The organism is Pseudomonas sp. Z2-11, from assembly GCF_054161305.1.
In genome coordinates this window covers 914,398-928,716 of the sequence record NZ_CP096395.1, presented here as the reverse complement: position 1 = coordinate 928,716, position 14,319 = coordinate 914,398, and the positions used below count along the sequence as shown (strand labels likewise).

The 14,319-nt window shown below is 62.0% G+C and carries 13 protein-coding genes; 8 read left to right on the top strand and 5 right to left on the bottom strand.

Annotated elements, in window-relative coordinates; genetic code table 11:
• Positions 1-7 precede the first annotated feature (7 nt).
• The 7 genes from gatC to M1E16_RS03930 all read left to right on the top strand — a co-directional run bounded on the left by gatC (position 8) and on the right by M1E16_RS03930 (position 6,886).
• Positions 8-295, top strand: a complete 288-nt coding sequence (gene gatC, locus M1E16_RS03960) for an Asp-tRNA(Asn)/Glu-tRNA(Gln) amidotransferase subunit GatC (protein WP_072388421.1) — start codon at positions 8-10, stop codon at positions 293-295.
• Positions 296-311: 16 nt separating this feature from the next.
• A complete protein-coding gene (gene gatA / locus M1E16_RS03955) occupies positions 312-1,763 on the top strand; it encodes an Asp-tRNA(Asn)/Glu-tRNA(Gln) amidotransferase subunit GatA (protein ID WP_458129258.1) in 1,452 nt (483 codons plus the stop codon).
• Positions 1,764-1,773: 10 nt separating this feature from the next.
• On the top strand, positions 1,774-3,219 hold the full coding sequence (gene gatB / locus M1E16_RS03950) for an Asp-tRNA(Asn)/Glu-tRNA(Gln) amidotransferase subunit GatB (protein WP_458129257.1): 1,446 nt from the start codon (positions 1,774-1,776) through the stop codon (positions 3,217-3,219).
• 185 nt (positions 3,220-3,404) lie between these two features.
• Entirely contained in the window at positions 3,405-3,782 is a 378-nt protein-coding gene (locus tag M1E16_RS03945) for a septal ring lytic transglycosylase RlpA family protein (RefSeq protein ID WP_434569816.1), read from the top strand.
• Positions 3,783-3,831: 49 nt separating this feature from the next.
• Positions 3,832-4,890 (top strand): calcium/sodium antiporter, encoded by a 1,059-nt coding sequence (locus tag M1E16_RS03940; protein ID WP_458130280.1) that lies wholly within the window; start codon positions 3,832-3,834, stop codon positions 4,888-4,890.
• A complete protein-coding gene (locus tag M1E16_RS03935) occupies positions 4,887-5,267 on the top strand; it encodes a carboxymuconolactone decarboxylase family protein (RefSeq protein ID WP_434695858.1) in 381 nt (126 codons plus the stop codon). The genes M1E16_RS03940 and M1E16_RS03935 overlap by 4 nt, the downstream gene beginning before the upstream one ends.
• A 143-nt stretch (positions 5,268-5,410) precedes the next feature.
• A complete protein-coding gene (locus tag M1E16_RS03930; RefSeq protein ID WP_458129256.1) occupies positions 5,411-6,886 on the top strand; it encodes a PhoPQ-activated pathogenicity-related family protein in 1,476 nt (491 codons plus the stop codon).
• Between the two features lie 12 nt (positions 6,887-6,898).
• Here M1E16_RS03930 and M1E16_RS03925 read toward each other — a convergent pair whose 3' ends face one another.
• The 5 genes from M1E16_RS03925 to kdgD all read right to left on the bottom strand — a co-directional run bounded on the left by M1E16_RS03925 (position 6,899) and on the right by kdgD (position 13,580).
• The gene (locus tag M1E16_RS03925) at positions 6,899-7,840 is read right to left on the bottom strand and encodes an AEC family transporter (protein WP_305496830.1); all 942 of its coding nucleotides are present in this window, start codon (positions 7,838-7,840) and stop codon (positions 6,899-6,901) included.
• A gap of 275 nt (positions 7,841-8,115) precedes the next feature.
• Positions 8,116-9,669 carry a galactarate dehydratase gene (gene garD, locus M1E16_RS03920; protein ID WP_458129255.1) on the bottom strand — a complete coding sequence of 518 codons (1,554 nt, stop codon included), beginning with the start codon at positions 9,667-9,669 and terminating at the stop codon, positions 8,116-8,118.
• 12 nt (positions 9,670-9,681) lie between these two features.
• Positions 9,682-11,046 (bottom strand): MFS transporter, encoded by a 1,365-nt coding sequence (locus tag M1E16_RS03915; protein ID WP_434626133.1) that lies wholly within the window; start codon positions 11,044-11,046, stop codon positions 9,682-9,684.
• An 85-nt stretch (positions 11,047-11,131) separates the two neighbouring features.
• Positions 11,132-12,577 (bottom strand): aldehyde dehydrogenase family protein, encoded by a 1,446-nt coding sequence (locus M1E16_RS03910; RefSeq protein WP_434569820.1) that lies wholly within the window; start codon positions 12,575-12,577, stop codon positions 11,132-11,134.
• 91 nt (positions 12,578-12,668) lie between these two features.
• Complete coding sequence (gene kdgD, locus M1E16_RS03905) at positions 12,669-13,580, bottom strand: 5-dehydro-4-deoxyglucarate dehydratase (protein WP_186613371.1); 912 nt, start codon at positions 13,578-13,580, stop codon at positions 12,669-12,671.
• Positions 13,581-13,893: 313 nt separating this feature from the next.
• Here kdgD and M1E16_RS03900 point away from each other — a divergent pair, with 313 nt between their 5' ends.
• Positions 13,894-14,235 carry a hypothetical protein gene (locus tag M1E16_RS03900; protein ID WP_458129254.1) on the top strand — a complete coding sequence of 114 codons (342 nt, stop codon included), beginning with the start codon at positions 13,894-13,896 and terminating at the stop codon, positions 14,233-14,235.
• The last annotated feature ends 84 nt before the right edge of the window (positions 14,236-14,319 follow it).

Sequence of the window (14,319 nt, the reverse complement as noted above, 5' to 3'; positions counted from 1 at the left end):
GAATCCCATGGCGCTTGAACGCTCCGACGTGGAAAAAATCGCTCATCTGGCCTGTCTGGGCCTCAATGAAGCCGATCTTCCACACATTACTTCTGCCCTGAACAGCATTCTAGGGCTGGTCGACGAGATGCAGGCGGTCGACACCGACGGTATCGAGCCGCTGGCCCACCCACTGGAAGCCAGCCAGCGCCTGCGCGCCGACGTCGTCACCGAGTCCGATAACCGCGAGGCCTACCAGTCCATCGCACCGGCGGTCGAAAACGGCCTGTACCTGGTTCCGAAAGTCATCGACTAAAGGGAAAGAGCCTCTCATGCATCACATGACCCTGGCCGAGATCGCCCGCGGACTCGCCGACAAGAAATTTTCCTCCGAAGAGCTGACCAAGGCCCTGCTGGCGCGCATTGCCCAGCTCGACCCGCAGCTCAACAGCTTCATCAGCCTCACCGAAGAACTGGCCCTGAGCCAGGCCAAGGCCGCCGACGCCCGTCGCGCCAACGGTGAGAGCGGCGCCCTGCTCGGCGCGCCGATCGCCCACAAGGACCTGTTCTGCACCCAGGGCATCCGCACCAGTTGCGGCTCGAAGATGCTCGACAACTTCAAGGCCCCGTACGACGCCACCGTGGTCGCCAAGCTGGCCGCCGCTGGCGCCGTGACGCTGGGCAAGACCAACATGGACGAATTCGCCATGGGTTCGGCCAACGAATCCAGCTACTACGGCGCGGTGAAAAACCCCTGGAACCTGGAACACGTACCGGGCGGTTCGTCCGGTGGTTCCGCTGCCGCCGTGGCCGCGCGCCTGCTGCCGGCGGCCACCGCCACCGACACCGGCGGCTCGATTCGCCAGCCGGCGGCGTTCACCAACCTCACCGGCCTCAAGCCGACCTACGGCCGCGTCTCGCGCTGGGGCATGATCGCCTACGCCTCCAGCCTCGACCAGGGTGGCCCGCTGGCACGCACCGCCGAAGACTGCGCAATCCTGCTGCAAGGCATGGCCGGGTTCGACCCGAACGATTCCACCAGCATCGATGAACCGGTGCCGGACTACAGCGCCAGCCTCAACGGCTCGCTGCAAGGCCTGCGGATCGGCGTGCCGAAGGAATACTTCGGTGCCGGCCTCGATCCGCGCATCGCCGAACTTATCCACAACAGCGTCAAGGCGCTGGAAAAGCTCGGCGCGAGCATCAAGGAAATCAGCCTGCCGAACATGCAGCACGCGATTCCCGCGTATTACGTGATCGCTCCGGCGGAAGCCTCCTCGAACCTGTCGCGCTTCGACGGCGTGCGCTTCGGCTATCGCTGCGAAAACCCGCAGAACCTGGTCGACCTGTACAAGCGTTCCCGTGGCGAAGGCTTCGGCGCCGAAGTGCAGCGCCGGATCATGGTCGGCGCCTACGCGTTGTCCGCTGGCTACTACGACGCCTACTACCTCAAGGCGCAGAAAATCCGCCGCCTGGTGAAAAACGACTTCATGGCCGCCTTCAACGAGGTCGACATCATCCTCGGCCCGACCACGCCGAACCCGGCCTGGAAGCTCGGCGCCAAGAACAGCGACCCGGTCGCCGAGTACCTGGAAGACGTCTACACCATCACCGCCAACCTCGCCGGCTTGCCGGGCCTGTCCATGCCGGCCGGCTTCGTCGATGGCCTGCCGGTGGGCGTGCAACTGCTCGCGCCGTATTTCCAGGAAGGCCGCCTGCTCAACGTGGCGCACCAGTATCAGCTGAACAGCGACTGGCACACCCGCACCCCAACCGGCTTCTGAGGAGAAACACATGCAATGGGAAGTCGTGATCGGGCTGGAGATTCATACCCAGCTCACCACCCGATCGAAAATCTTTTCCGGTAGCTCGACCACCTTCGGTTCCGAGCCCAACACCCAGGCCAGCCTGGTAGACCTGGGCATGCCCGGCGTATTGCCGGTGCTCAACGCCGAAGCGGTGCGCATGGCGGTGATGTTCGGCCTGGCGATCGACGCCGAGATCGGCCAGCACAACGTGTTCGCCCGCAAGAACTACTTCTACCCGGACCTGCCCAAGGGCTACCAGATCAGCCAGATGGAACTGCCGATCGTCGGCAAGGGCCACCTGGACATCGCCCTGGAAGACGGCACGGTCAAGCGCGTCGGCATCACCCGTGCGCACCTGGAAGAAGACGCCGGCAAGAGCCTGCACGAAGAATTCAACGGCGCCACCGGCATCGACCTGAACCGTGCCGGCACGCCGCTGCTGGAAATCGTCTCCGAGCCGGACATGCGCAGCGCCAAGGAAGCCGTGGCCTACGTCAAGGCGATCCACGCATTGGTGCGATACCTGGGCATCTGCGACGGCAACATGGCCGAAGGCTCGCTGCGCTGCGACTGTAACGTGTCGATCCGGCCCAAGGGCCAGACCGAGTTCGGTACCCGCTGCGAGATCAAGAACGTCAACTCGTTCCGCTTCATCGAGAAGGCGATCAACAGCGAGATCCAGCGCCAGATCGAACTGATTGAGGATGGCGGCAAGGTCATCCAGCAGACTCGCCTGTACGATCCGAACAAGGACGAGACCCGTCCGATGCGCAGCAAGGAGGAAGCCAACGACTACCGTTACTTCCCCGATCCGGACCTGCTGCCGGTGGTCATCGAGAACTCGTTCCTCGACGAAGTGCGCGCCACCCTGCCGGAACTGCCGCCGCAAAAGCGCGAGCGCTTCCAGGCGCAGTTCGGGCTGTCGAGCTATGACGCGAACGTCCTGGCCACCAGCCGCGAACAGGCCGATTACTTCGAGAAAGTCGTAAGCATCGGCGGCGACGCCAAGCTGGCGGCCAACTGGGTGATGGTCGAACTGGGCAGCCTGTTGAACAAGCAGGGCCTGGAAATCGACGAGTCGCCGGTCTCGGCCGAGCAACTGGGCGGCATGCTGTTGCGGATCAAGGACAACACCATTTCCGGCAAGATCGCCAAGATGGTCTTCGAAGCCATGGCCAATGGCGAAGGCAGCGCCGACGAGATCATCGAGAAGCGCGGCTTGAAACAGGTCACCGACACCGGTGCGATCAGCGCCGTGCTCGATGAAATGCTCGCGGCCAATGCCGAGCAGGTCGAACAGTACCGCGCGGCGGACGAAGCCAAGCGCAGCAAGATGTTCGGCTTCTTCGTCGGCCAGGCCATGAAAGCCTCCAAGGGCAAGGCCAACCCGCAACAGGTCAACGAACTGCTAAAAAGCAAGCTCGAGGGCTGATGGCCATGGAGCCAGTCTTCCAATCTGGCTCACCCCCCTGTGGCGAGGGAGCTTGCTCCCGCTGGGTCGCGAAGCGGCCCCCAACAATCTGCTGCCAGATTCAGGGGGCTGCTGCGCAGCCCAGCGGGAGCAAGCTCCCTCGCCACAATAACTTTCACAACCACACTGATGTGGAAACCCCCTACATGAAGCGTCTCCTCGGCGCCTGCGCCCTGCTGTCCCTGCTGGCCGGCTGTGCCAGCCAGAGCGGGACGGTCGATCCACACGGCTACGACCAGACCGGCGTCGCCTCCTATTACGGTTCCCGGCACCACGGCAAACGCACCGCCAGCGGCGAACGTTTCGACCAGCACGGCCTGACCGCCGCTCATCGCCAGTTGCCGTTCGGCACCCGGGTGAAAATCACCAACCTGAAAAACAACGACAGCGTCGTGGTCCGCATCAACGACCGTGGTCCGTATTCACGCGGCCGACTGATCGATGTATCGCGCGCCGCTGCCGAACAGTTGGGCATGCTGCGTAGCGGTACCGCGCGGGTGCGCGTACAAGCCCTCGACGACTGACAGACGGAGTCCGGCCATTTCCCTGATCAACGCTTTATCCCTGCTCAGCCTGATCGAATTGCTCGGCGCCTTGCTGTTGCTGATCGCCGGCGCCGAGCTGCTGGTGCGTGCCGCTGTCGGCCTGGCGGCGCGCTTGCAGGTGCGTCCGCTGATCATCGGCCTGACCGTCGTCGCCTTTGGCAGCAGCGCGCCACAGATGGCCGTCAGCCTGCAGGCGACCCTGGCCCAGAATGCCGACATCGCCGTGGGCAGCGTCATCGGCAGCACGATTTTCAACCTCCTCGTGACTCTAGGCCTGTCGGCCCTGATCATTCCGTTGCGCGTCTCGCGACAACTGGTGCGCCTGGACATCCCGCTGATGATCGGCGCGTGCCTGCTGGTTTTCGTACTGGCCTGGAACGAAGAGCTGAGCCGACTGGACGGAGCGCTGCTGCTGATAGCCCTGGCGGTGTACCTGGCGCTGCTGCTGCGCCAGTCCCGGCATTCGGGACGACCGCATCCGCTGGGCGAAATGGTCGACATGGCCTGGCCCAAAAGCCTGGTAATGATCGCGTCGGGCCTGGCCATGCTGGTTTTCGCCGGGCACCTGTTACTGGGCGCCGCAGTGGAAGTGGCGACGGACCTGGGACTGTCGGAGCGCATCATCGGCCTGACCATCGTCGCCGTCAGCACCTCGCTGCCGGAACTCGCCACCTCGCTGATCGCCGCACTGCGTGGCCAGCGCGACATTGCGGTGGGCAACGTGATCGGCAGCAACCTGTTCAACCTGCTGGGCGTACTCGGCGTGACCGCCCTCGCCGCCCCTTCGCCGCTCTCGGTCTCGCCCAATGCCCTGGACTTCGACCTGCCGGTAATGCTCGGCGTGGCGGTGCTGTGCCTGCCGGTATTCTATTCCGGCTACCGCGTCACCCGCGCCGAAGGGCTGCTGTTACTAGGCTTGTACCTGGCCTACGGGCTGCACGTGGTGTCGTTCACCACCGGCATGCCCCTGGCCGGCCAACTGGAACGGCTGATGCTGTTCTATGTACTGCCGGCGCTGCTGGCGTTCTTGCTGTTCACTTCCGTGCGCGCCTGGCGCCGCCAACACCACAAGAGGGATTTGCCATGACCGACACCCCGAAGACCGGCCTCGACATGCGTCGCCAGGTGATGGGCGACGCCTTCGTCGATCGCGCCCTGGGCAACGCCACCGAATTTACCCAGCCACTGCAGGATTTCGTCAACGAGCACGCCTGGGGCAGTGTCTGGAGCCGCGAAGGCCTGCCGCTGAAAACCCGCAGCCTGATCACCCTCGCCGCCCTCACCGCCCTCAAATGCCCCCAGGAACTCAAAGGCCACGTGCGCGGTGCGCTGAACAACGGCTGCACGGTAGAGGAGATTCGTGAGGCACTGCTGCATTGCGCAGTGTACGCGGGCGTGCCTGCGGCGATCGATGCGTTTCGGGCGGCGCAGGAAGTGATTGAGGCGTACGAGCCTTTGGCATAGACGGGAATCGCGCAAGCGAAGGGGCATCTGCAAGAGACGACATATCCGGACAACATCGGGGCATCAATCGAACGTGCCTATCGAAGTGTCGTGGGCCAAACTGGCGGCCCAGTTCATGGACGCCTATCCACAAGGAGCCCCTCATGTGGAAATTCCCACTACGCCTCGTATCGGCCATCGTCATGGCGCTTGCCTCGCTTGCCTGCGCTGCTGCCGAACAACCTTCTCAGTACTGCCTCGGAGCAGAATCCGCGGATTTCAATGAAGTGCTGGCCTGTTACAAGAAGACCCAGGACAGCTACCCGCTCGACTACCACCTCGTCGAGACCCAGCGCTTGCCTGATCTGGAGAAACGCAGCTTTCGCCTGAACTCACAGGACTGGTCCCCTCGCGAGCTGGTCAGCCCCACGCGTTGGGGGCACACGGTAGAAATCTATATTCCCGCAGGCGCGACCAGGCACCGCGCGCTCCTGGTGATCAATAACGGCATCAGCATCCCCGCTCCAGGCAAGTCATCCGCTCCCCCGACGGACTTCACGGAAGCGACGCTGCAGGAAGTCGCCCGCAAGAGTCGCACCATCGTGATTTCGGTCAGCGACGTGCCCAACCAATACCTGACCTATACCGATGACCAGGTTCCTCGTCGTGAGGACTCCAGCGTGGCGCACAGCTGGCAACTCTTTCTCAAGGCGCCGGAATCCAATCCGTTCATGACTCTGCATTTGCCCATGGCCGCAACGGTGGTCAAGACCATGGACCTGGCCCAGGCGGAACTGAAGGATTGGCAAATCGACACGTTTGTCGCCACCGGCACTTCGAAGCGGGCCTGGGCAGTATGGTTGGCCGCGATCGTCGACTCACGGATCAACGCCATCGTCCCGTTCGTGATAGACATACTGAACATGGACCAGGTCCTTGAGCACACCTGGCGCACCTATGGCAAACAGTGGCCGCTGGCGTTTCGTGACTATCACGAGCAAGGCATCACCCGGCAACGACACACCCCCGCCTTTGCCCAACTGCGGCAAATCGAAGACCCGCTGGCCTATCTGGACAGCGCGTATGCCGAGCGCCTGTCGATCGACAAGTACATCGTCAATGCCAGCGGCGACGATTTCTTCGTTCCGGACAATGCGCGTTTCTATCTCGAAAAGCTGCCCGCGCCGACCGCCCTTCGCGTGGCTCCGAATAGCAGCCACTACGGTATTTCGGCATTCACCGAACAGACCTTGATCACCGCTCTGGGGCGTTGGCAGCGCGACCGGCCGTTGCCTGTCGTGCGCATCGAACAGCTTACGGTGGCGCAAAAGCCGATGCTTGATGTGAGGTTTTCCGAGGCGCCGTCAAAGGTCGTCCAATGGACCGCACATAATCCGCTGGCCCGCGATTTCCGCCACTCTTGCGGCATCCGCTACGTATCGAAACCATTGCAGCCCGGTGAACCACACCTGCAAGTACCGCTTGCCACGCCAGACAGCGGTTGGAGCGCCACGTTTGTAGAGGCGACATTTGCCGATGGGTTCGTCTCGACCACGCCCGTCGTCATTACGCCGGACAGCTATCCTGCGGTTGCTCCACCCGTGATCGAGCCGGCCTGCAAGACCTTGGCTGACCAATGAACAAGCAAGGGTCTAGATCCACCCACCCCACTGCAGCACAAAAATCCCCACGTTGGTGGTAATCGCCGCCATCAGCGTAGTGATGACGATGATTGCCGCCGCCAACTCATGGTTGCCATTTGCGGCGCGGGCCATGACGAAGCTGGCGGCGGCGGTGGGGCTGCCGAAGTACAGGAACAGGATCCCCAACTCGGCGCCGCGAAAGCCCCACAGCCAGGCGCCCAACGTGGTCACCAGGGGCAGGCCGACCATTTTTACCAGGCTCGAACTCAGGGCCATCTTGCCGCTCTTGCGCAAGGCCGCCAGCGACAGCGTGCCGCCGATGCAGATCAACGCCAGGGGCAAGGTCATTTGCGACAAGTACCTGGCCGAGGTCTCGAACCAGTTCGGCAGGCCGATTTGCCAGTAGGCGAACGGCGCGGCGGCGAGCACGCTGATGATCAGCGGGTTGCTGATCACGCTTTTGCAGATGCTCCATGGGTCGGACTTGATCACCGGGCTGTAGACCGCCAACACGATGGTCGACAAGGTGTTGTAGAACAGGATCACCAGCGCCGCGAGAATCGCGCCGAGGGAAATCCCGTAGTCACCGTACATACTCGCCGCCAGCGCCAGGCCGATTACCCCGTTATTGCCGCGAAACGCGCCCTGGGTGTAGATACCGCGATCTTCACGCGGGCAACGCCAGATCGCCCAGCCCCAGGCCATGGCAAAACTCGCCAGGGTGGCAATCGAGAAATAGATCAGCAGGTCGGGCTGCAATGCCGCATGCAGGTCGGCATGCAGGATGCCGAGGAACAACAGCGCCGGCATGGTGACGTTGAACACCAGCGACGAGGCGATGTAGATGAAGTTGTCGTTGATCCAATTGATACGCTTGAGCAGCGTCCCCAGAAACAGCATGGCAAACACCGGCGCGGTGATGTTCAGGGTTTCGAGGAAAATTGCCAGCATGCCGGGGGACCTTGAGAAGGAGTGTCGTTAGGTGGCTAATGATAGCCACTCACGGCACTGGCGTCTGGTCGAGCCTCTTCGCGAGCAGGCTCGCTCCTACATTTGTCCTGCGTGAACACAAAACTCATATTCACCCCACAACCCCTGTGGGAGCGAGCCTGCTCGCGAAGACGGCGGCACATCCACCATCAATGCCAGCTGAACCACCGCCTTCGTCGGATCGCCGCCCGGAGCAGGCTCGCTCCCACATAGCTTCTCCAGCAATCAGGAAACCATCAGGTAATCGGCGCGGGGTTGAACAGCGTGATGTCGTTGTACAACTTGTGCCGCTCGGCCCAGGTCTGTTTCTTGCCGCTGGCCACATCCAGGTAGTAGTGGAACAGCTCCCAGCCCAACTCTTCGATGCTTGCACGCCCGGTGGCGATCCGGCCGGCGTCGATATCAATCAGGTCGGGCCAGCGTTGGGCCAGTTCGGTGCGGGTCGAGACCTTCACCACCGGCGCCATCGCCAAACCGTACGGCGTACCGCGTCCGGTGGTGAACACATGCAGGTTCATCCCCGCCGCCAGTTGCAGCGTACCGCAGACAAAATCGCTGGCCGGCGTGGCGCAGAAGATCAGGCCCTTCTGCTTGAAGCGCTCGCCCGGGCCGAGCACGCCGTTGATCGCGCTGCTGCCGGACTTGACGATCGAGCCCAGGGATTTTTCGACGATGTTCGACAGCCCGCCCTTCTTGTTGCCCGGCGTGGTGTTGGCGCTGCGATCGGCTTCGCCCTTGGCCAGATAGCGGTCGTACCAGTCCATCTCGCGCACCAGCTCCTCGGCGACTTCACGGGTTTGCGCCCGGGACGTCAGCAGGTAGATCGCATCGCGCACTTCGGTGACTTCGGAGAACATCACCGTCGCACCGGCCCGCAGCAGCAAATCCGAGGCGTAGCCCAGGGCCGGGTTCGCGGTGATGCCGGAAAACGCATCGCTGCCGCCGCATTGCATGCCCAGGATCAGCTCCGAGGCCGGCACGGTTTCGCGACGGCGTTGGTCGAGTTTTTTCAGACGGGTCTCGGCCAGCTCCATGATCTGCTCGATCATCTCGGTGAAACCATGGCTGGAGTCCTGCAAGCGATACAACCATGGCTCGCTGAGATCCACCGAACTGTCGCCCTCGTGCATGACCTGCCCGGCCTGCAATTTCTCGCAGCCCAGGCTGATCACCAGCGCCTCGCCGCCCAGGTTCGGGTTGCGCGCCAGGTTGCGCACGGTGCGAATGGGGATATAGGCATCGGTGGCGGTGATCGCCACGCCACAGCCGTAGCTGTGGGTCAGCGCCACCACGTCATCGACGTTCGGATACTTGGGCAGCAGCTCATCCTTGATGCGCTTGACCGCATGGTCCAGCACGCCGGTTACACACTGCACCGTGGTGGTGATACCCAGGATGTTGCGCGTGCCGACGGTACCGTCGGCGTTGCGATAACCCTCGAAGGTGTAGCCCTCAAGCGGCGCATCGGCCGCCGGCACGTCGGTGGACAGCGGCAGGCTGTTCAGCGGTGGCGCGGTGGGCATACGTAGCTGGTCTTCCTTGACCCAGCTGCCACGCGGGATCGGCTGCAGCGCGTAGCCAATGACCTGGCCGTAGCGAATCACCTCGCCGCCCTCGGGAATATCCTCCAGGGTGACTTTGTGGCTTTGCGGCACGAAGTCGACGGTGACCAGGCCGTCCGGGAATTCGGTCCCGGCCGGTACGCCCTGGTCGTTGACGACGATCACTACGTTGTCCCGCTCATGCAGGCGGATGTAACGGGGCGAATCGGCATGTTCAATCAGATTCATCGACGCCGCTCCTCAGGATTTGGCTTCAGACAGGCTGGAAATGTCGGCATCTCTGGCCGTTGGTTCCTTGAGCACGACACGCTTGATCGGGCCCACGATCACCAGGTAGCTGAACACCGCCATCAGCGCGTTGCAACCGACAAACACCAGCGCCCACTTGAACGAACCGGTGGAGCTGATGATGTAGCCGATGACGATTGGCGTGGTAATCGACGCCAGGTTGCCGAAGGTGTTGAACAGGCCACCGCTCAAGCCGGCGATCTGTTTTGGCGAAGTGTCGGAGACCACGGCCCAGCCCAGTGCACCGACGCCTTTACCGAAGAAGGCCAGGGCCATGAAGCCCACCACCATCCATTCGATGTCGACGTAGTTGCACGCCACGATGCTGCTGGACACCAGCAGGCCTGCGATGATCGGCGCCTTGCGGGCGAAGGTCAGCGAGTGGCCCTTGCGCAGCAGGTAGTCGGAAATCACCCCGCCAAGCACGCCGCCGATAAAGCCGCAGATGGCCGGCAAGGACGCGATGAAACCGGCCTTGAGGATGGTCATGCCGCGTTCCTGCACCAGGTACACCGGGAACCAGGTGAGGAAGAAATAGGTGATGCCGTTGATGCAGTATTGGCCCAGGTACACGCCGAGCATCATGCGGTTGGTCAGCAGCTGGCGGATGTAATCCCACTTCGGACCATCGGCTTTCTTTTCCTTGCCCTTGTCTTGGTCCATGTCGACCATCGCGCCGTTGGACGCGATGTGATTGAACTCGGCCTCGTTGATCATCGGGTGCTGGCGCGGGCTGTAGATCACCTTCAGCCAGACCAGCGAGAACACGATACCGATCACGCCCATCACGATGAACACGTGCTGCCAGCCGAAGCGGTAGACGATCCAGCCCATCAGCGGTGCGAACAGTACGGTGGCGAAATACTGCGCCGAGTTGAAAATCGCCGAGGCGGTGCCGCGTTCCGCGGTGGGGAACCAGGCCGCGACGATACGGGCGTTGCCCGGGAAGGAAGGCGCTTCGGCCAGCCCGACCAGGAAGCGCAGCATGAACAGCGCAACCACGGCCGTGGACATGCCGAATTCACCGACATAGCCTTGCAGCACGGTGAACAACGACCAGGTGAAAATGCTCAGGGCATAGATTTTTTTCGAACCGAAACGGTCGAGCAGCCAACCACCAGGAATCTGCCCGGCCACGTAGGCCCAGCCGAAGGCGGAGAAGATATAACCGAGGGTGACGGCATCGATGCCGAGGTCTTTTTGCAGGCTGGAACCAGCGATGGCGATGGTGGCACGGTCGGCATAGTTGATCGTCGTCACCAAAAACAGCATGAGCAGGATCAAATAGCGGACGTGCGTCGGCTTGGTCTCTTGCATGTAATCTACTTCCACTATTTATTTTTATGCGGGAAATCAAATTGTACGGTCGGCGCCGGAGCCCGGCGCCGACCGGTGTTGCGTATTACGAGCCGATGTAGGAAGTCTTCACCACGGTGTAGAACTCTTGCGCGTAGCGGCCTTGCTCGCGCGAACCATAGGACGAACCTTTGCGCCCGCCGAACGGCACGTGATAATCCACGCCGGCGGTCGGCAGGTTGACCATTACCATGCCCGCCTGGGAATGGCGCTTGAAGTGGTTGGCGTACTTCAACGAGGTGGTGGCGATACCGGCCGACAGGCCGAACTCGGTGTCGTTGGCCATTGCCAGCGCCGCCTCGTAGTCAGCCACGCGCACGACGTTGGCGACCGGGCCGAAGATCTCTTCACGGCTGATGCGCATCGAGGCTTCACTGTCAGCGAACAGCGTCGGCGCCAGGAAATAACCTTCGGTGTCGCAGGTCACCACACCACCACCGCTGACCAGCCGCGCACCTTCGCTCTGGCCGATGTCGATGTACTTCAAATCCTGGTTGAGCTGGGCCTCGGAGACCACAGGGCCAATATCGGTGCCGGCCTTCAATGCATGACCAACCTTGATCGACTGCATGCGCTCGGCCATCGCCGCGACGAACTTGTCGTGGATACCGGCGGTGACGATCAGGCGGCTCGACGCGGTGCAACGCTGGCCGGTGGAGTAGAACGCGCTCTGCACCGCCAGCTCGACGGCCTGCTTGAGGTCGGCGTCGTCGAGGATGATCTGCGGGTTCTTGCCGCCCATTTCCAACTGCACCTTGGCCTGGCGCGACACGCAGTTGACCGCGATCTGCCGGCCCACGCCCACGGAACCTGTGAAGCTGATGCCGTCGACTTTGGGGCTGTTGACCAGGACTTCACCGACCACGCGGCCGCTGCCCATGACCAGGTTGAACGCACCGGCCGGGAAACCGGCGCGGGAAATGATTTCGGCCAAGGCCCAGGCACAGCCCGGCACCAGCTCGGCGGGCTTGATCACCACGCAGTTGCCGTAGGCCAGGGCCGGGGCGATTTTCCACGCGGGAATAGCGATCGGGAAGTTCCACGGAGTGATCAGGCCAACCACACCAAGGGCTTCACGAGTGACTTCAACGTTGACGCCCGGACGCACCGACGGCACGTAATCGCCCGACAGGCGCAGGCACTCGCCGGCGAAGAATTTGAAAATGTTGCCGGCGCGAGTCACTTCGCCGATGGCTTCGGGCAGGGTCTTGCCCTCTTCCCGGGCCAGCAGCTGGCCGAGTTCTTCGCGGCGGGCGAGAATTTCGCTGCCAACTTTATCCAACGCGTCGTGGCGGGCCTGGATACCCGAGGTCGACCAGGCCGGGAACGCAGCACGAGCAGCGTCGATGGCGGCGTTGACTTGAGCGGCGTCAGCCTTGGCGTATTCACCGATGACATCGGACAAGTCAGACGGGTTGATGTTGGTGCAATAGTCGGCACCGGCTACCCACTGACCGTTGATGTAGTTATCGAAACGCTTTGAATCTGCCACGGAGCTTCTCCTATTACAAAACCTGTCTAGGAACGCTGGGCGTCCCTGTACGCAAAAAGCCGCTGATTGCTCAGCGGCTTTGTCGGGTCTGTTACTGCTTGCCTTGCTTGTCGATCAGCGCGGCCAGGGCTTCGTACTCTTCTGGCAGCAGGTCGGTCAGCGGCGTGCGCACAGGGCCCGCGTCGTAGCCAACGATTTTCGCACCGGCCTTGACGATGCTCACCGCGTAACCGGCCTTGCGGTTGCGGATGTCCAGGTACGGCAGGAAGAAGTCGTCGATGATCTTGCCAACGGTTTCGTGATCTTCGCGGGCAATGGCGTGGTAGAAGTCCATCGCGGTTTTCGGGATGAAGTTGAACACCGCCGAGGAGTAGACCGGTACGCCCAGCGCCTTGTAGGCAGCGGCGTAGACTTCGGCGGTCGGCAGGCCGCCCAGGTAGCTGAAGCGATCGCCGAGGCGACGACGGATCGACACCATCAATTCGATATCGCCCAGGCCGTCCTTGTAGCCGATCAGGTTCGGGCAACGCTCAGCCAACTGCTCCAGCTGGGTGGCGTTCAGGCGGCAGACGTTACGGTTGTAGACCACCACGCCGATCTTCACCGATTTGCACACGGCTTCAACGTGGGCGGCAACGCCGTCCTGGCTGGCTTCAGTCAGGTAGTGTGGCAGCAGCAACAGGCCCTTGGCACCCAGACGCTCGGCTTCCTGAGCGTATTCGATGGCCTGGCGGGTCGCACCGCCAACACCGGCGAGGATTGGCACGCTGGTGGCGCAGGTATCGACGGCAGTCTTGATGACTTGCGAATACTCACTGGCGGCCAGGGAGAAGAATTCACCGGTGCCGCCCGCTGCGAACAACGCAGAGGCGCCATACGGGGCCAGCCACTCGAGGCGCTTGATGTAGCTGTCGCGATTGAAATCGCCATTGGCAGTGAAATCGGTGACCGGGAACGACAGCAGGCCAGACGAGAGGATGGACTTCAGTTCTTGTGGATTCATTATTCGAACACCCTGGACGCAAATGTTGTGTTGTAGGAAAGCGGTTCAGCTTCGTGAGAAGTTGTAGGTCATCGTACAACTTAAAATCTGAACGTCAACTGAATTTCGTCGGTGGGTAGGTGTTGTGGCCGAGCGCGACCTCTTCCGCCGGGGTTCAGGACAGTGCGCGGCATACCGAGCGCTCGTTACCACTAGCAGATCTGACAGTTGTGCCTTCTCGGCAGTGCTGAGAGGGTATTGCTGCGAACCCAAACAATCTTTGACATGAGCCGCCCGCAAAACAGCCGCGGCCAAGACTACATGGAGTTAGATCATGGCTATGTTCGACCCACCCATCCTGTCGATCAGTTTGTCGGCTTTGGGAAAAACCCTGGACGTCTTGATCCCTGATGCCGACGGGATTTCCGCCGACTGGTGGGTTTTTCCGACGCTTCGCGCCGATAACATTCCCGATTGGGAAGGAGAACAAGTGCCTGCGGGCAGATGGGACGACCCCGACCAAGGGCCGATTAAATTGACGGGATTACGGGTGACCGTGCCAAAGAGCGAGCTGAAAGGGTACTTGGGGAAAGAAGTCGAATTGCAGTACCAGTTTGCCAACGAGTCCAGCCAGGACATCCATTCAGCCCCGGTGAAGTTGAAGATCGAGCCGTAACCGCCCTTCCGTTGCGGTTGGTTCATCTGCTGAACAGAACTCAACACAGGACCTTCCGTGGCGAGGGAGCTTGCTCCCGCTGGG

Bases quoted from the DNA above. Each gene is read 5' to 3' on its own strand.
- gatC (WP_072388421.1), top strand. From the start codon at position 8: ATGGCGCTTGAACGCTCCGACGTGGAAAAAATCGCTCATCTGGCCTGT.
- gatA (WP_458129258.1), top strand. From the start codon at position 312: ATGCATCACATGACCCTGGCCGAGATCGCCCGCGGACTCGCCGACAAG.
- gatB (WP_458129257.1), top strand. From the start codon at position 1,774: ATGCAATGGGAAGTCGTGATCGGGCTGGAGATTCATACCCAGCTCACC.
- M1E16_RS03945 (WP_434569816.1), top strand. From the start codon at position 3,405: ATGAAGCGTCTCCTCGGCGCCTGCGCCCTGCTGTCCCTGCTGGCCGGC.
- M1E16_RS03935 (WP_434695858.1), top strand. From the start codon at position 4,887: ATGACCGACACCCCGAAGACCGGCCTCGACATGCGTCGCCAGGTGATG.
- M1E16_RS03930 (WP_458129256.1), top strand. From the start codon at position 5,411: ATGTGGAAATTCCCACTACGCCTCGTATCGGCCATCGTCATGGCGCTT.
- M1E16_RS03925 (WP_305496830.1), bottom strand. From the start codon at position 7,840: ATGCTGGCAATTTTCCTCGAAACCCTGAACATCACCGCGCCGGTGTTT.
- garD (WP_458129255.1), bottom strand. From the start codon at position 9,669: ATGAATCTGATTGAACATGCCGATTCGCCCCGTTACATCCGCCTGCAT.
- M1E16_RS03915 (WP_434626133.1), bottom strand. From the start codon at position 11,046: ATGCAAGAGACCAAGCCGACGCACGTCCGCTATTTGATCCTGCTCATG.
- kdgD (WP_186613371.1), bottom strand. From the start codon at position 13,580: ATGAATCCACAAGAACTGAAGTCCATCCTCTCGTCTGGCCTGCTGTCG.
- M1E16_RS03900 (WP_458129254.1), top strand. From the start codon at position 13,894: ATGGCTATGTTCGACCCACCCATCCTGTCGATCAGTTTGTCGGCTTTG.